The sequence below is a fragment of the Candidatus Lernaella stagnicola genome (assembly GCA_030765525.1).
Lineage (GTDB): Bacteria > Lernaellota > Lernaellaia > Lernaellales > Lernaellaceae > Lernaella > Lernaella stagnicola.
In genome coordinates this window covers 1-17,074 of sequence record JAVCCK010000005.1, presented here as the reverse complement: position 1 = coordinate 17,074, position 17,074 = coordinate 1, and the positions used below count along the sequence as shown (strand labels likewise).

Sequence of the window (17,074 nt, the reverse complement as noted above, 5' to 3'; positions counted from 1 at the left end):
CCTCACATTGAAGTCGGAGGGAGTTTGCCGTGAAGTCGGTTAACTGCGGCGACCCATGAACATCCGCATAGTGTCTTCCATTTCCCGCAAACGGACGAAATCGGCCACTTGGTAAGTCCGAGTGCCGGCCTTGGTCTTTTCGCCGACCTGGTATTCCGAGCGCAGCAGGCCAAGATCCGAGTAATGCCGCAGCGCGGTTTCCACGATGATTTTATGAACCGCTTCCGGGTGTTGCAGCTCACCCATGCTCAATAAGCGATGGCCTTTCTTTAATACGAACTTGATCAAATCCTTGTCCGTATCCACTTCGCTCTTGCGTTTGAGCAGCGAACGCGCCGCCAAGTCGTAGCTCTCCACGTAACCCGAGACCACCGCCGCGAAGGTCTCGGCCGCAAAACGCCCCTCACCGGTGAGCAGGTATCCGCCGGAGTGCTTGCCGACCCAGCCGCGAGCCTCGAATACGCCCAAGGTGCGGTCGAAGTCGGCGTCGTTTTCCGCCTTGGTGCGTTCGGGGGTCGCTCCGAACACGAACTCGCGGCGCAACAAGCTGACCAAAAAGCAAAAGCGCTCAAACAGGCGGCCGGTAGGCAGCGGGTCGTTTTCCGATAACAAGGTGGCCGCCACCAGGCTAATCCAGTGGTGATGCGGCACGACCGTGTTCGCGTAAATGGACAGCGCCAGACGACGGTCTTCCTCGAGCAGGTAGAAGGGCGGCTCTTCGCTTTCTTCGTCCTCTTCCACGCCCAGCACTTTTTCGGCGACCATCGCCGTCAAAATCGTCTCGACGCCGACGTGTTTGGTCGGTAACGGCGCCCCTTCTTCGCGCAAGTGCTCGGAAATCAAATCGTAGCGGCGCTTCACGGCGTCGGCGGGAATGCCGCGCCGCGCCCCGGCCAGCAGCGCTTCGGCCACGATCGCGTACTCCGTGACCGGCTGCAGTCGGTTGATGTCGTGTACAACCCGATGGGCGACCGACTTGGCCGTTCGCCGAATTTCCTCCGATTCCCCCAGCGGCGCGTCACCGCGGGTTTTCCCGGCCCAATCCCACATCGTGATCGGCTCCGCGAAATCGATCCACACGCGACCGCGCGACTTGGTCAGCAGCCGCCGGTGCCGTAACATCGTCTGCAGGTTTTCACCTTCCTGGGGCCGCCCGGCCGCTTCGTCGGTGTAGAAGCGTTCTTCGAAAATCCGTTCGTAACCGATCGATACGGGCACGACCGCCAGTGGTTTGTCGACTACCTCCGCGGCGGCCTCCAGCAGGTACTGAATGAAGCCGGTCTTGGGCGGGAGCAACTTGCCGATACGGCTGCGACCGCCCTCGACGAAGAAGGTCAAGCTCAAATCCTCGCGCAACACCGCCGCGAGATATTTCACGAAGCACAGCGTGTAAATTCGCTTGCCGCGAAACGACCGGCGCATGTACAGCGCGCCAGCCCCACGAAACAGCGAACTGATCGGCCAGAAATTCAGATTGACTCCGGTTACCGTCAACGGCAGCGACATATGGTTCTTGTAGAAAATGTAGTTCAAGATGATGTAGTCGATGTGGCTCTTGTGCGACGGCACGAACACCACCGGCATTTCACGCGTGATGCGCCGCACCTTTTCCAGGCCCCGCATGTCCACTTCGACACGCGGATACACGCGCCCCAGTATGCGATCGAGAATGAACACGACAGACCGCACGACGCCCGGCCTCAGGTCGGCGGCCATTTCCTCCAAATACCGCCGTGCTCGACGGCGCGTTTCGATGAAGGGCTCGTCGTTCTCTTTGCAGTAGCGCATCAATTTGGCGACGAAATCCGGTTCGTGCAGCACCGCTTCGATCATCTCGTCCCGACTCTTGCGTGCCGGCCCCAGCACAACCCGGCGCTCGGTCTCGATGCGGTCGAGCAGGTATTGCCGTATGTGATACGCGCGGTCGGCCTCCGGTTGACCGACAAACAGGGAAGGCACCTTCATCGCTACATCTTCTTCCAAATCCTCGAGAGTCTGCGGCCGCGCCACCTTGATGAACGTCGCCCGCCGGTGTCGCAAACCCAGCCAAATACGACGCAGGCTCCCGGGGTTGTCCGACGGGCCCACGATCATGTCGACCACCGATTTGATGTCCCGATCCGGCGCGCGACCGTAAATCAACACCAACGGCACGACGACGATCGGCACCCCTTTCTCTCGGCTGATGCGCGATATCTCCAGCAATGGATCGAGCCGTTCCTTGCCCGGGGCAAACCGGCGCGGCACGCCCCGAAACTGGTGCAAGGGCAGCAGCGTGGGGATGTGGCCGGTCACCAAGGTCTCGACATACCCGTTGCGGTAAGGGTTCGGGTAACCCTGGCGCTCAAGGATACTGACCACCGTGCCCACCACGCGCCGCAAGGCCGTCAGCCACGGCTGCCATAAATAAAGTGAGATGTAGTGCGCAAATTGCGGGTAGGGCAGACCGTCGCGGCGAAGGATGTACGCCATGCGCAGGTACTCCAGCCGACTGGGACTGCGTAGCACGAATACCACCGTGCCCAGTCTCGCCGCTTGCCTAATTTCCTCGCGGTCGGCGGCGGAGATCGTCGCTTTGCCGAAAAGAAATTGAAACAAACGGTCAAAAAACAGGCTGAAACGCCCGAAAAAGATGGTGCTGTAGTGGTGAAACGAACCCTGTAAAAAACGCCGTAAGTGGCGAGGCTCACTGGGTTTTGTGGCGCGATCGCCGGACTTTCGTTTCCGCTTGAAAAGCATAGCTTAACATATACCCGTCCCGGGGTTGCGGCAAAGGCCTTTTTTGGCCCGAAGCACGCTAAAGCTCACCGGGCAAAAAGCCGATGATTCATATACAACTCTTTGGAGAGGTGTCCCATGCCGATCGATCCCATTACCCCTGGCGCTGTCGCCCCGAATCAACCGGCCAACGCGAAAAAAACGGACCTGGCAGCACCCGCCAAGCTGCAGGCCGGCGACAAAGTGGCGCAGCGGGATGAAAGATTCCCCTTCGCCGTGTACGCCAAGCACACGCTGGACCAACTGCGTTCGCTCGTCCAATCAGTCTCGGACGGATTCAACCTGGACGAATTCGACCCCTCGCCCGATGCTGTCTCCGATACCATCGCCGGTTTCGCGGTCGGCATGTTCGGCGCGTATCGCGAACAGCACCCGGAGCTCTCCGACGACGAAGCGATCAACAAATACGAAAAGCTCATCGGCAATGCGGTCAACAAAGGGTACAACGAGGCGCTGGCGATCCTGCAGGGAATGGACATCAACGACGAGAACACGATGGGCCAGATCCAACAAACCCACAACCTGATTTTCGAGAAGCTCGACCGCTTCTTTACCGAACAAAGAGACCTCGTCGCGCAGCAAAACAGCGACAAAGCGGACGTAATTTTGTGACACGCGCCGCTTTTTGTGTCCGAACGGTCGCTGATTTCATGTCCAAATCCGCTAATCAACGTCGCATTTTATGACCAAATGCACCCAAAGTCACTAATTGGCGCTGCCGAGGTCTGCGTTGACTGAGCCGGTTCAGGGGCCGTCGAAGGCTTCGGGCAGGTAGTCGGCAAGAGGCTTGGCGAGCGGCGTTCCGTCCTGATCTTCGGTGACCACCACAATACCCGCCGCGAACTCATGCAGCATCTGGCGACACAGGCCGCAGGGCGTAGCCGGGGTGCTTTGTTCCGCCACCACGGCGATGTGGGTGAACGCGGTTTGTCCCTCGCTCAGCGCCTTGAGCAAGGCGACGCGCTCGGCGCAAAAAACCTGTAGAAGACTGGGGCTTTCCACGTTGACGCCGGTGAAGACCTCGCCGGTTGCCGTGCGCAAGGCGGCGCCGACGCGGTATCCGCTGACATGGGGCAGAGCATGACTCATGGCGCGACGAGCCGCCGAGAGCAAAGAGCGCATTTCGGAATCGGGTAGGGGGTGTGTCATGGTGTTAAACAACAAACCGCGGGGCTCGGTATGGGAGGATTGGGGAGGACACTAACATAACCCGAGCCCCACGGCTGATTTCATGCCAATACCTGGAAGTATTATAACGATTGTTGGACCGGTTTGCCACTATTTTTTTCGCGTCCGAAGAAAAAACTGTGGCACTCAATGCACAATTACCAAGCGCCATTTGTCCGTCGTTCCGGGCTCGAGTTCGGCGATCCGCAACTGAATCTCGACCCCCGGGAAACGGGCGGCGACGACCTCGCGGGCGGCCAGCAAGTCCGCGCGGTGTTGGTCGAGTTCCAACATACGGTTTTCAAAGCCGAAATGGCCGTATGCGCCACAATTTTCGTGCGCCACGAAGTAGATCGTTTTGACCTTGTGTAGGTCGACCGAAACGACCAAATCTCGCAGCAACGAGGCATCGGATCCCGCTTGGGGCCGCACCAAATCCTGCACGCAGCCGGCGCGGGTGATGATGTCGCAATCAACGTTCAACCCGGCGACGAATTCGCCGATGAAATTACCGCCGCCTCGACGTTGATGAAGCCGAAAATCTTCACATGTGAGGACCGCCGCCTCGCAAAGGTGACTCATAACAAGGTCCTTTCCTCGTTTGCAGGTTACCGACCTGGGACAATGGGCAAAAGGGGAATATCTGTCAAGCTTGACGCGGCTTGGCTGTCGCCATCAAACCGGCTGCCGCCAACGTGAGAACCGCCGCGGCCGTAAACAGCGCCGGCGCCGGTACTGCCGCCATCGACTGCAGCAGAGTCGCTTCGATGAAAGTGTCCAGCACCGCGTACGCGAGGAAGATCCAGGCGAACAAGCGCGCGAAATGCGCCGTGCCGAAACGTGTTGCCGCGAACGTGCCAAGTAACGAATACATGCCGCCGTAGTTCCAACCAAGAACGGCGCAGCCCAGGTAGACGAGCCAGATATTCTGCGTCATGCCCAGGAACAGCACCGTGAAGACCGCCTGGGCGAAAAGCAACACGGCGAAAACGCGTCGCGCTCCCCAAGCGTCGGCAAGCAGACCCCACACCAACCGGCCGATGCCGTTGGCGAAGGAAAAGAAAAACCCCATGGCGATCACGGCCACCATGCGCGCTTGGTTATCGCGCAGGTCCCCGTGGGCGATTAGCTGTTCCGCCGGATACGTTTTGAGCAGCTTCATCACCAGCCCCGTAGCGCCCAAGGCGAGAACCGCCACGACGACCACCCGGAAGAAATCAGCCGAACGCCAAAGCTCGCCGGTCGAAAAGGGCGGCACATCTTCCTCTTCTGCGGGAGAACGCAGCAAATAAGCGCCCGCGATGTGCAACACGAGGATCAAGCCGCCGAAAACGAAGTACGTGAGACGCGTCGAGAAAGGTCCGAGCGATTGCAGGCTGCCGCCGAGCCGGGAAAAAAGCATACCGCTGAATCCCGCCGACGCGAACGCCGCGCCGAGCAGCAAACCGGGACGATCCGAAAACCAGCGGATGCCGCGGTCGAGACTGACGCCGAACGCGATTCCCAGACCCGCGCCGGCAAAAAAGCCGACGAAAAGCAGGTTCATCAACACGCGCGCGCCGAAGACGCCGGCCAGAACGTATCCCGCCGCCGCCAGCCCGCCGCCGACCATCAGCAGACGCTGGGCGTTGTGTTTCTTAATCGCGTAAGCGGCCACGAACAACCCGGCCAACCACATTACATTCATCGCGGTGCCGACGGCCCGGGTACCCGCCGGCGTCGCCCCGGCTTGGCGTAAAAGCGTCGCGAAAACAGGCCACGCGTGAATCGCGCCGACCGCCGCTTGCACGGCGCAAACGCCAATCAATACTTTCGTTTTTTCGCGAATGGGATTATCCACCATGTCTCCAAATTCAGAGTGTGAGTATAAGACACCGGTTGTCTCCCGGCAACTGAAACCGCCGCCACGCCGCAAAACGACAAAAAAAAGGCCGCCCGTTCAGGCGGCCTTGGGTGATATCCGGTTACGTAACGGTTATGCAGGGGCCTTCGACGGCGCTTTGACCAGGGCAATGATGCCCGCGGCCACGAGGCAAAGGATGCCGCAGATGGTGAAGGCGAGGGGGAACTTGTCCAGGTCGCCGAGTTTGCCGCCCAAGATGGGTCCGAAGATACCGCCCACGCCGTAGGCGAGGAACACCCAACCGTAGTTCTGGCCGACGTTTTTGACGCCGAAGGTGCCCGCGGTGATCATCGGGAACAGAGCGAAGTTGCCGCCGAAATTGAAGCCGATCAGCGTGGCGAACAGGTAGAGCGAGTATTCGTTTCCGGCCATCCACTGGAACAGAATGACGAACACGCCCTGGGTGGCGGTCATCAGGATGATCGACAATTTCGCGCCGAGCTTGTCGCTGACCGTACCCCAAGCGATGCGGCCGATGCCGTTGGCCAGCGAGAAAAACACGGCCATGGCCGTACCCGCGATGGCGCTGGCAGCGACTTCGTCCATGCCGCCCGCCATGAGTGCTTGCGTCGGCCAAAGTTTCATCAGGCCGATGCTCATCAGGCCGGCGCTGGCGCCGAAGGCGAAGGTCAAAAGAATCATGTAGAACTGCGGCGTAGAGAGCATTTGGCCCGCGGTGAAATCGACCGTACCCGCGGCAGGCGCGGCGCCGCCGGTGGCTTTGGGCGGCTCGTAACCTTCCGGCAGCCAGCCTTCGGGCGGGAATTTCATCCAGATACCGCCGAGGAAAACGGCGGCGGCGAAGATGATGCCGTAGATCAGGAAGGTCGTGGACAGGCCCATGGTCTCAATCAAGTGGCCCCACGCGCCGGCCAGTTTGACCCACAACATGGCGCCGAAACCGAAACCGGCCACGGCCAGACCCGTGATCATTCCTTTTTTGTCCGGGAACCAGCGCATGCCCACGGCGATCGGCACGACGTAGCCCAGGCCGATGCCCGCGCCGCCCACGACGCCCACGAGTAGGAAAATCGCCCAAAAACTCGTGCCGCCGAACAAACCGGCCAGCACATAACCCAAGCCGAGCACGATGGCGCTGGCGAAGGTGAGTTTTTGTGGGCCGACCTTAGGCATCGCGCGCCCGGCCGCCACCATCACGACCGCGAACAGCGCCAGACCGGCCGAGAAAACGAGTTGCGTTTGGGTTTTGGACCAGCCCGCCTCGACCAGCGGCTTGGTAAACACGGACCAGGCGTAAATTGCGCCGAGGCAGAGCTGGATCAAGATCGCTCCGACAACGACTAACCAGCGGTTTTGGACTTTTTCGCTCATGGACGAGAACCTCCCAAGAAAAGCTTGTATTTATAGCATGTGAGTCAATTTCACATTTCAACCCTGTTTGGAAATCGGCAAATCCTAGCAGAGGACGAGGCCGCACGTCAAGCCAATGAATGGCGCCTCATTCAGTTATTTTGCTTTTCCGCCCCCATTGCTCATTTGTCCAAGGATGTTCATTATTTCCGCATGGCCGGATATACGAAATACGAACCGAACCCGTGGATTTCGCGCGCCGACACCCTCAGCGCGGCGATGCACGTGTTGCTGCCGCTGGCCGCCATCCCCTGGGTGTCGCGGGCCTTGAGCGAAGCCTCGACCAGCGGCGGCATGCGTTTTGCGGCATGGGTGCTGTTCGGCGCGACGTATCTGGGCTACCTGGTTTTCGCCATCGTGCTGCATCTGGAATATTTCCCCGAGCGAGCGCGCACGGTCGGCGGTCTCGTGCTCGTGGCGCCATTGGCCGGCTTGGTCGCGTCGTGGGGCGGCGGCTTTCACGCTTGGTTGGCGTCGACCGGCTTGCTGTTGCTGCTGGGGTTGGAAGTGGCGGTGTGGATTCTATTTTTCACCGCGGGCAAGCTCGGGGCGAGGGACCCGCAAGCGCCGCCGGGCGAAAGCAAGCTGCATTGGAACCGCGCCGGGCGGCTTCTCCTGAGCGACCCGGAATACCCAAGGATGATACCGGTGACGATCATCGGCATGTTCGTGATGCCCGGCTTCTTGTGTCTCGTATGGCTGGCGATGGTCGGCGGTTTGGGGCCGCGGTGGTGGATCACGATTCCGGCGCTGGCTGCGGTCGTGTGGTGTTATCTGCGCGTGTTGGCGAATCTGGCGGCCGAAGGGCGGATTTTCGGCCCCGGCAAACGAGCCTTCGACTAAAGAAGCGTCCGCCGAATGCGACATCCTGTGATATTCTGCCCGTTGTTTCCCCGACGAAAGGCGTGATGGTGAGCGAGCACCTCGAGCGCAATTTGACTGCTTTGCAGCGGCATCAGGGCGAACTTGTCAAACGCCTGCTGGCCGCGCCGCGCGACCCCTCCTACCAATTGGCGCAGACTTCCGACGGCAGCCTCGTCGTGTTGCGGACCGGCGGCGCGCAGCCCGTCGCGCTCAGCCAGCCGAAACAGGCGGCGGCGCTGGCGGCGCAATTCGCCGATCAGCGCGAGGCGCTCGTGGCGGGCAAAGAACCGCTTTGTTTTTCCGGCCTGCGGGCCGGGTATGAAGTGCGCGAGATGATCTCACGCCTGCGTCGGACGGACTACGAGGCGGCGCGGGGCGTGTACGTCTTCGAAGAAAGTTTCGATATTTTTCGCCTGGCCCTGGCGGCGCATGATTGGCGCGAGTTAATCGAGGCCGGCAATCTCTTTTTCTTCGTCGGGCCCGACGCTCCCGCACGCGCTGTGACGTTTTTCACGGAAGATCTGGGCAAGCCGCCGCCGCAGCAAGTCGTTCCGTTGGGATCGCAGGAACAGGCCCGCCGCGTTCTGGCCGTGCTGCAGACGATCGTGCAGGAATTGTCGAACCGCGTGGGCGAGTGGAAGCGGCAAATCCAAGCCTACCTCGATGAGTTGACGCCGGAGAAGCTGGCGCAAGTTTATTTCACGCCCGAGAAGCTGCGATTTATCCTCGTGAGCAACAAGTTGTCGTACTTCGTCCAGCATTCGATTCGCGACCTTCGCCGGGCGCTGGAAACGATGGGCGCCTCGGTGCTCGTGCTGGAAGAGCAATCGGTTGTCGACCGCATGACCGGCCCGCTGCAGCTTCGCGCCCTCGCGGAGTTCCAGCCGCACGGCGTGATGATGATCGACCACACGCGGCATGAGTCGCCGGGCCTGTACCCCGCCGCGCTGCCCTTTTTCGCGTTTTTGCAGGATTACATGCAGGATTTGATGACGCCGGAGGCGGCGGCGCAGGCCGTGCCGCGCGATCTGTTCGTGGGCTGCGTGGCCAACCTGGTGCGGCATGAGAAGCGGCAGTGCGTGTTGTTGCCCGCCTGGAGCAGCCCGGAAACCTATGCGCCGGAGTCGGACGAGGAAGGTCGAGATTTCGCCTGCGACGTGTGTTTCGTCAGCAATCTTTCGCAGTCGCACGAGGCGGCGTACACCTCGTTGCGCGGCAAATGGATCGCGTTGGAACCGCGGCTCGGGCCGGTGATCGACCGCATCTACGCACGGGCGCTGGAACTGGACCGCGACGGCCGGATGTTCGCCGACTCCTTCGCGTTTCGGCAATGGACGGAAAAAATTCTGGCCGAGGCCGGTGTGACGTTGGCGCGACCGTTGGTGTTCACCATCGATGTGTACGACCGCTTGATCAACCTCATGTTGCGGCATCAACCCTTGGAATGGGCCGCGGCGGCCGGGTACAAGCTCGCGTTGTACGGGCGCGGTTGGGAGAAGCATCCGCGGCTGGCCCGCTTCGCCAAGGGAGTGGCGGACAACGGCCCGGAGCTGGCCGCGATCTACCGCGCCGCGCCGATTCACCTGCACGTCAACCAGTACAACCTGGAGCACCCGCGCATCGTCGACGGCTTACTGGCCGGGGCGTTTTTTCTCGTGCGCGAGACGCGGAGCCTCGGGTTGCTGGAATTGGACGAGTGCTTTTTCGCGACGCGGGAACAGTTGCTGGAGAAGATCGCAGCGTTCCGCGATCGACCGGAAACGCGGCGGGAAGTCGTCGCACGAAACCGGCAACGCATCCGCCGGTGGGCGACGTACGAAAAAGGCTTGCGGGTGTCGTTTACGCATTTCGCGTTGCTGCGCCTGATGGAAACCATCCGCGACGAAACACTGCCGAGCGCGGCGACGGAAAACGCTACCGCGAAGCTCGTCGAACGCTTCGCCCTGGATCCGGTGCGCTTCGGCCTGCACGTGCTGATCGAGTCGGCGATCGCGGCCGGTCACCTGCCCGAGGGCGCCGGGGACGCCTTGGAATCGTGGGACGAGTACGGTCGTCAATGGGGCTCGGACGCGTGGGAGGATCTCCTCGCGCCGGGTGATGTGGAGAAACTCGCCGCGAACCTGGGAAAAGCGCTTGCCGCAAAGCCGGAAACGGCGGCGGTCGTTCACGAACTACTTCTCGCGTGGCGGCAGCGCGATACGGCCTACGAGCTGGCCCACCGTCTCGCCCTTGCCGGGTTGACGCCGCCGGCGGGTCACACCGACGAGGCTGCGCAACTGCGGGCCGAGCACGCATGCAGTCTTCCATTGTTGCGCCACAGGCTGCACGAGGATGACATCGACGCTCGCTGCCGATTGCGCGGCGCGCACACCAAACGCTGGTCGCACGAGGACCACATCGCCTTTACCGACGCGGCGGAATTGGGTCGGCTGCGGTATCCGATGGCCGCCGGGCAGGCCTTGGAGAAAGCCGTGCAAAGGGTGGCGGCGCAAAATCCGTGGCCGGTGATTGCGGCGGCGAGCCATGCGATCTTGAGCGGCGACTTGGATCACGCCGAGGCGCTGTTGACGCGATTCGTTTCCGAGAGCGCCCCGCCGGCAGAGTTGCGGTACGCGCAGGTGCTTCGCGCCTGGTCGCAATCGTCGCGCGGTGATATCGAAGGCGCGTTGGGCGGCTTGCCGGAACTCGGGCCGGATTCTTCGGCCTGGCAGGTTGCGGCCACGCTGCGGGCGCGCGGTCATGCGGCGGCCCGCGAGTGGAAGAGCGTCGTCGAATGGACGGCGCATGAGGCGGCGTTTGACAATCCGCGGCTTCACGAAGCGGCGACCGGTTATCGCGCGTTGGCCGAGGCCGCGCTGGAAAACGGCGCGACGTGGCGCAAGTGGAACGGCGAGGCGCGTTTCACGGTGGAACAGATTCCGCTGCCGTCGCTGCCGCGCGGCGTGATGCGCGTGCGGCAACTGGTGACGTGCGGCGACTATCTAGCGTTTTCCTGCCCGGCGGCTCCGGCGGGTTTGGCGTTTTTTGATCCGGCGACGCGGCGGTGGGAGTTACCCGACGCGGCGGCGACAAGCTCGTGGCACCCGGAGTTCGCGTTGGCGTCGACCGGCTCACAAGCGGTGGCGGCTTCGTGGAGCAGCCGGGAGGTCATCGTGTTGGACCGGGAGGGCGGCGCAGCCGAGCACTGGTCGTTACCGGAAGGCTTCGGCGTCGCGGCTAATTTCGCGGTGAGCCCGGCCGGTGCCGTGGTCATCGCCGATTCCTTTCACGGCTGCCTGTGGCATCGCTCGCCGGAGGGCGATTGGCGGCGCTTGTCACACCCGGTGTCTTCCGCCGAATCCGCACTGATCCGCTGGACGGGTGAAGATTTTTTGCTGGCGACGGGAGATGAAGTCGTGCGCGTTACCGAAGCGGGCGAGGCGGGGCAAGCCGGTAAGCTTGTGGGGCCCGTCCTTGACGTCGCGCCGGGGCAAGATGGTTTGCTGTGTCTGCACGCCGGGCCATATCGAATCGCGCAGTACGATTCGGCGGGGCGACCCACTTGGGAGGCGGCGGTGTTCGGCGATTTCGTGCCGTGGCACTTGGCGGGCGTGGCCGCGCTGGGCGGGACGATCTACACGGCGGACGATCGGCACGGCTGTTTGCTTGGTTTGCGGGTGAAAGAGTAGGGGCTCAGTCGTCGATCAGCGCGTCGACGGCTTCGGACGGCGCATGTTGGCCGTACAAACGCAGCACGGGCACACCGGCCTGCTGCAGCGGCGCGGCTTTTTTCTCCAAGATCGATTCGAAGCGGTCCGAACTCAAGATCACCGCGTCGAGTTGCATCGCGAGCGCATCCGCCGGGCTGATGATCGGCACGCCGCAGAGCGACTCGCCCCAGCGCGTCTCGTTGTCCTCGATGATCGCCGCCACGTTCAGCGCGCCGAAATCGACTTCCTCCAAAACACGCTGTGTGTGTAGACCGGCCCCGTACAGCGCCACCTGCCGCCAACCTTCCTCGGCGGCGCGGGCCAGGACCGGCTGCAACGCTCGACGCGGCGTGAGCGCCTCGGGAATGGCGACGTAGGGCCGGTCATAGACCGGCTGCGCCCACAGCGTGGCGTCGTTTTGCCACTGTATCAATTCTTCATCGGTGAATTTCGTGAGGTTGAGGGTCAAAGTCTCCAAACAACCAACCGCTTCGAAAAAGCTTTCGACGGTACCGAATTTCTCGCGAATCCGTCGCTGGGTGTCGGGCCAATCGAAGAGTTCGGAACCCGGAAACGGAGTCGCGAAGTAGAAGGTGAAGAACTCGATGCGGTTTTCTTTGATGAAGTGGATGGTCTCCCGGAGGGTTTCTTCCGTTTCGCTCGGCATGCCGATGATGAACGGACACAGGGGAATAATGCCGTGCCGGTGGCAGGCGGCCAGCGCCTGGGTCGCGTGTTGTGGCGTCGCGTTTTTTTTCATTTCGGCAAGGATTTTCGGGCTGCCGCTTTCCATGCCGAAGGTTAACCCCACACAGCCGGAACGAGCCAACTCGGCGGCGAGGTCATCATCGAAATTCGTGACGCGGGCGCAACTGTACCACGGGGCAACCAGGTCACGTTCGATCAACATGCGCGCCAAATCGCGCGCTAGGCGCGGGCTGGCGTTGATGCATTCGTCAGTAAAAAAATAACTGTCGGCGCCATATTCGCGGCGCAGGAAAACGAGTTCGTCCATCAGCAAGTCGAGCGAGCGAAAACGAATCGTACGACCGCACATGCGCCAACAGAACGTGCATTCGTTCACACAGCCGCGGCTCCACGCCAACGTGGCGCAGCGCTTCTGGCCGACATCCAGGCCCGTGAAACCGCTGAGGGCGTTGGCTTCCAAGTACGTCTCGGTTGGGAACAATTCGTAGGCCGGAAATGGAAAGACATCGAGGTTGCGCTCCAGCGGGCGCGGCTCGGACCACACCAGCTTGCCGTCGCGTCGAAAAACAATGCCCGGCACTTTTTCGAAGGTGCGACCACCTTCAGCGAACGCGGCGCACAATTCCAGCATCGTGTGCTCGCCTTCAACCACAACACATACATCCACCGGCAGGCGCGCGAACACGACATCCGGGCGCACCGTCACACCGCCACCCAACACCAGCGGCACATCGGGGAAGGCTTCACGGATCAACGGCAGCAACTGCCGCAAATGGCCGTAGGTGGAAATCAGGCCGCCGACGGCCAGCACATCCGGTGGCGGGCTTTCCCGCAACGTTGCGACGACCTGTTCGTTGGACGTGCGAAACACGTTTTGGTCGTACACCGTGACGTGATGCCCGGCGTCGCGGAGGCAGGCGGCGATCACGCCGAGACCGTATGGGAAAAAGAACGGCCGTTCTTCGGCGCGAATTGTCGGATTGATCAGGGTTACTCGCATGGCCCCTCGTTTTTTTGTAGTATCGGCCAACCGGACGCAATCATCAAGCAAATGGGTTACCACAACCGCCGAAGCTTTTAACGTGGTGCCGACGATTTTTCGTGACCGGATAACGGCAGACAGCCGATTGCGGGTCGGCCTCATGTTTCAACAGGAATCGACCGATAACGCAGGCACAACCAAGGCGTGTGACGCGTGAACGAATTGCTGGAAACCATCGACAAACTGCCGGTTGGAGCGCGCTATGTGCTCTACGGCGCGGGGCAGTATACGCGAAGGCGCCTCGCCGCAGCCGATCTCGTCGAGTTCGAAACCCGGGACCGCCGCTGCGTGGGGTTTGCCGACGACAACGCCGTTGCGCAATCTCCCTGGCCGGGCAAACCGCTGGCGCCGCTGCGCGAAGCCGCCGCATGGGATTTCACGCACCTGGTCATCGCGACCGATTCCTTCCAAGAGCAGCTTCTGTATAACGTCACCCAGGCCCAGCAAGCCGGGGAACTCGCGCCGACGGTGGAGATCGCGCGGGTGCCGGCGATTCGCGACGAAGATTTGTTTCGCCACTGGACGGCCACCCACAAACCTTGGATGACGCAGCGCGGGCTTGATCAGATCGCCGACATGGCGCACCGAATTCTCGGCCGGGACAAATTTGAAGCGATATTGGATTTCGGTTGCGGCGAGCATTTTCCCTTCGCATCGATGGCGGCGGCGCGGGGCATGCGGGCCGCGGCCGTGGACACTATTGCGCTCGTGAAAGATCCGCGATGGATGAGCGACCGCCATCGCTGGTGGCTCGCGGCTGCCGCTGAATTGCTCGGACAACCGGTACCGGTGGAGCAAGTCGAAGCCATGCAATACGACGGTCGGCAACTGCCCTTCGCCGACGGCGTCTTTGACCTGATTGTCTCCAACTCCGTGCTGGAACACGTCAGTGACATGTCCGGCGTACTTGCCGAATTGCATCGGGTTACGGCGCCGGGAGGATGCGCGTGGCACAGCGTCCACTATTGGACTTCCATCAACGGCTTCCATCCGGCAGACGCGGGGTACTACGCCGACCCGGTCGAACTGCCACCGGGGGACGAACCGTGGGCTCACTTGTTGGACGACGCCGCGCCGCCCCAAGACTTGAACGGTTGGCGTGAGGCCGATTTCCGCCGGGCGCTCGCGGAGCATTTTGAGATCCTGCACCTTCTTCGCGTCGAACTCGGGGCCGAACAGTGGACGCCGGAGATCGGCGCGAAGCTGGCCGCGCGCGGCTATCATCGTGACGAAGTCGTAATCATGGTGGGTCAGTTTTTCGTACGAAAAATTTCTTGAACAAAGGACGATCGGATGAAATTTGAGGGTTGGACGAAGGTGATTTCGCTGATGACGGGGCGTTGCGGCAGCGCGTGGTTCAATTCGATCGTCAACCGGCATCCGGACGTGTTGTTGAACACGGAGATCATGTTCAATCCGGACAACATGGAAACGCACGACGAGTACACGCAGCGGATGCTCATGTTTCTCGGGACGCTGCCGGTGCGCCTGGACGGTTGGGTCGTGCGGCAGCCGGCGAAGAAAGTCGGCGGGTACACCTCGCGCATCATCCACGTGCAGGACAAGGCGTTGTTGCGGCGGTTCATCAGCGAAATGAACGTGCGGGTGTTGCACATTTACCGCTCGAACCTGATCAAAAAAGGGCTGTCGATGTGGATGGCCGATCACCTGATGAAAGTGCGCGACAAAACCGCGCATCACCTCACCGACAAAAAAACACGGCCCGGCCCGACGGCCGTGAAACCCGAGACCTTGTGGCACTTCGTGCTCGACGGCGAACGCGAAACCGCCGAGTTGGCCGAATTCATCGCCTCGCTCGACGCGCCGGTGTTCCCCATCACCTACGAGGAAATGCTGCGCGACACGCTGGGCACGGTGAACCGCGCGCTGGATTTTATGGGCGTGCCGCCGCTGGAAAAAATCGCCACGGAACAAGTGAAAATCATCGATGACGACCTGAAAAGCGCCCTGACCAATTACGACGAAATCGAGGCGCGTTTTCGCGGCACGCGTTTTGAAAAGTTTCTTTCCGAGGACGGCGGCTGATGAAAATCCAATTCGTGATCACCGGCTACCTGCCGGATCTGTTCGGCGGGGCTGAAGTGTACACCCAAAACCTGGCCCAGGAACTGATCGCCCGCGGTCACGACGTGTCGGTCGCGGCGCTCGACATGAAGCAGCGATCCGGGGCGGACGCCGTCGACACGTACCAGGGCGTCAAAGTGCATCGGCTAAGCCACACCTTCGACTTTCGCCCGCCGCCTTTTTACGCGCTGCAGTTCTATTCGTCGTTGCACAACCTGGCGCGGGAATTTCTGGCGAAAGAAAAACCGGATGTGATCCACGTGACCAACGCGTGGTTCATGATGCCCTTTGCCTTCGCGGCGCTGGAACTGGGCATTCCCGTCGTGGGCACGCACGTCGATTTCATCTGGACGTGCCGGGAAGGCCACCTGCTGCGCAAGACCGATAACGCTTCGTGCCAGGGCCCGCCCGCCGCGGTGTGCACCGAGTGTTACTGGGACCTGACCGACGAGCAATGGCGCATGGTCGAACGCTTGCGCCGCAAGATGTATTCCCTGCTGGCGCGCGGCTATGCCTTTCACCATTGCCCGTGCCCGCTGCTCGGCCGGCAGATCGAATCGCTCGGCGCGTCGCCGAAGAGTGTCGAGGTTTTTCCCTACGGCGTTCCCGACGGCCTCGTGCAGGAGCGGCGGCCCAAGACGGCAAGCGACGTGCTGCGCCTGGCCTTCGTCGGTCGCTGGAACCGCATCAAGGGCATCGACGTGCTGCTGGACGCGATGGAGCAACTGGACCCCACACTACCCGTGGAACTGCACCTCTACGGCGAGCAGGAAGTGTGGAACGAGGATATCTACGGGCAGGAAATCGCCGCCCAAGCCGAACGCCTGCCCAACGTGGTCGTACGCGGCCGCTTCTCGCCGGAGCAGGTCGGGACGGTGCATGCCGAAATCGACGCGATGGTCGTGCCGTCGATCTGGCCGGAAAACTCGCCGGTGAGCATCCTGGAGGCGCTGACGCTGGGTACGCCCGTGATCTGCGCCGACGGCGAGGGCATGACGAATCTGATCACCCACGGCCAAAACGGCCTCGTGTTCCAATCGCGCAACGTGGCCGACCTGACCGCGAAAATCATCGAACTGGCCACCTCACCGGAACTGCGCGAGCGCGTCACCGCCGGAGCGCATAACCTGCGAACGATTTCCCAGGATGCCGAGCGTTTCGAGGCCGTGTACCGGGAAGCGTCGGCGCAGGTCGATGAGGTGTGGCGGCTCGAGGCGCGGGACCTGGTCGAGACCCTTCTGTTCACCGAGGAGGTGTACCTGGAAAGCACGCTCGTGCGGCGCGTGCAACGTGTGTTCCAGCAGCTCGCCGATCGTGGTCTTTACCGCATCGCGCTGTTCGGCGCCGGCCGGCACACCCTCAAACTGCTGGGCAGCGTGGACATCGTCGGCGTGGACATCGTGGCGATTCTGGATGAAAGCCCCGATGCGATCGGCAGCCGCATTTTGCGCGTGCCGGTGCGGCCGC

The 17,074-nt window shown here is 61.7% G+C and carries 12 protein-coding genes; 6 read left to right on the top strand and 6 right to left on the bottom strand.

What is annotated here, in order from left to right:
* Nucleotides 1-39 precede the first annotated feature (39 nt).
* Entirely contained in the window at nt 40-2,739 is a 2,700-nt protein-coding gene (locus P9L99_01985; protein ID MDP8222106.1) for a 1-acyl-sn-glycerol-3-phosphate acyltransferase, read from the bottom strand.
* A gap of 117 nt (nt 2,740-2,856) precedes the next feature.
* Here P9L99_01985 and P9L99_01980 point away from each other — a divergent pair, with 117 nt between their 5' ends.
* Entirely contained in the window at nt 2,857-3,390 is a 534-nt protein-coding gene (locus tag P9L99_01980) for a DUF5610 domain-containing protein (protein ID MDP8222105.1), read from the top strand.
* Nucleotides 3,391-3,522: 132 nt separating this feature from the next.
* Here P9L99_01980 and P9L99_01975 read toward each other — a convergent pair whose 3' ends face one another.
* The 4 genes from P9L99_01975 to P9L99_01960 form a co-directional block, all read right to left on the bottom strand.
* On the bottom strand, nt 3,523-3,900 hold the full coding sequence (locus P9L99_01975; GenBank protein ID MDP8222104.1) for a cytidine deaminase: 378 nt from the start codon (nt 3,898-3,900) through the stop codon (nt 3,523-3,525).
* Between the two features lie 192 nt (nt 3,901-4,092).
* On the bottom strand, nt 4,093-4,527 hold the full coding sequence (locus P9L99_01970) for a hypothetical protein (protein MDP8222103.1): 435 nt from the start codon (nt 4,525-4,527) through the stop codon (nt 4,093-4,095).
* Nucleotides 4,528-4,591: 64 nt separating this feature from the next.
* The gene (locus P9L99_01965; GenBank protein MDP8222102.1) at nt 4,592-5,785 is read right to left on the bottom strand and encodes an MFS transporter; all 1,194 of its coding nucleotides are present in this window, start codon (nt 5,783-5,785) and stop codon (nt 4,592-4,594) included.
* Nucleotides 5,786-5,920: 135 nt separating this feature from the next.
* A complete protein-coding gene (locus tag P9L99_01960) occupies nt 5,921-7,180 on the bottom strand; it encodes an OFA family MFS transporter (GenBank protein MDP8222101.1) in 1,260 nt (419 codons plus the stop codon).
* Nucleotides 7,181-7,372: 192 nt separating this feature from the next.
* Here P9L99_01960 and P9L99_01955 point away from each other — a divergent pair, with 192 nt between their 5' ends.
* Nucleotides 7,373-8,062 (top strand): hypothetical protein, encoded by a 690-nt coding sequence (locus P9L99_01955; GenBank protein MDP8222100.1) that lies wholly within the window; start codon nt 7,373-7,375, stop codon nt 8,060-8,062.
* 68 nt (nt 8,063-8,130) lie between these two features.
* Entirely contained in the window at nt 8,131-11,751 is a 3,621-nt protein-coding gene (locus tag P9L99_01950; GenBank protein ID MDP8222099.1) for a glycosyltransferase, read from the top strand.
* A gap of 4 nt (nt 11,752-11,755) precedes the next feature.
* Here the strand turns inward: P9L99_01950 and P9L99_01945 are convergent, their stop codons facing one another.
* A complete protein-coding gene (locus P9L99_01945; protein MDP8222098.1) occupies nt 11,756-13,480 on the bottom strand; it encodes a radical SAM protein in 1,725 nt (574 codons plus the stop codon).
* A gap of 195 nt (nt 13,481-13,675) precedes the next feature.
* Between P9L99_01945 and P9L99_01940 the strand changes: the two genes are divergently transcribed.
* The 3 genes from P9L99_01940 to P9L99_01930 form a co-directional block, all read left to right on the top strand.
* Complete coding sequence (locus P9L99_01940) at nt 13,676-14,800, top strand: methyltransferase domain-containing protein (GenBank protein MDP8222097.1); 1,125 nt, start codon at nt 13,676-13,678, stop codon at nt 14,798-14,800.
* A 15-nt stretch (nt 14,801-14,815) separates the two neighbouring features.
* Nucleotides 14,816-15,568, top strand: a complete 753-nt coding sequence (locus P9L99_01935; protein MDP8222096.1) for a hypothetical protein — start codon at nt 14,816-14,818, stop codon at nt 15,566-15,568.
* The coding region (locus P9L99_01930) for a glycosyltransferase (protein ID MDP8222095.1) at nt 15,568-17,074 on the top strand (1,507 nt) is incomplete at its 3' end. The genes P9L99_01935 and P9L99_01930, both read left to right, overlap by 1 nt.

Coding starts and splice junctions, on each gene's coding strand:
- P9L99_01985 (MDP8222106.1), bottom strand. CDS start 2,739: ATGCTTTTCAAGCGGAAACGAAAGTCCGGCGATCGCGCCACAAAACCC.
- P9L99_01980 (MDP8222105.1), top strand. CDS start 2,857: ATGCCGATCGATCCCATTACCCCTGGCGCTGTCGCCCCGAATCAACCG.
- P9L99_01975 (MDP8222104.1), bottom strand. CDS start 3,900: ATGCGCTCTTTGCTCTCGGCGGCTCGTCGCGCCATGAGTCATGCTCTG.
- P9L99_01970 (MDP8222103.1), bottom strand. CDS start 4,527: ATGAGTCACCTTTGCGAGGCGGCGGTCCTCACATGTGAAGATTTTCGG.
- P9L99_01960 (MDP8222101.1), bottom strand. CDS start 7,180: ATGAGCGAAAAAGTCCAAAACCGCTGGTTAGTCGTTGTCGGAGCGATC.
- P9L99_01955 (MDP8222100.1), top strand. CDS start 7,373: ATGGCCGGATATACGAAATACGAACCGAACCCGTGGATTTCGCGCGCC.
- P9L99_01945 (MDP8222098.1), bottom strand. CDS start 13,480: ATGCGAGTAACCCTGATCAATCCGACAATTCGCGCCGAAGAACGGCCG.
- P9L99_01935 (MDP8222096.1), top strand. CDS start 14,816: ATGAAATTTGAGGGTTGGACGAAGGTGATTTCGCTGATGACGGGGCGT.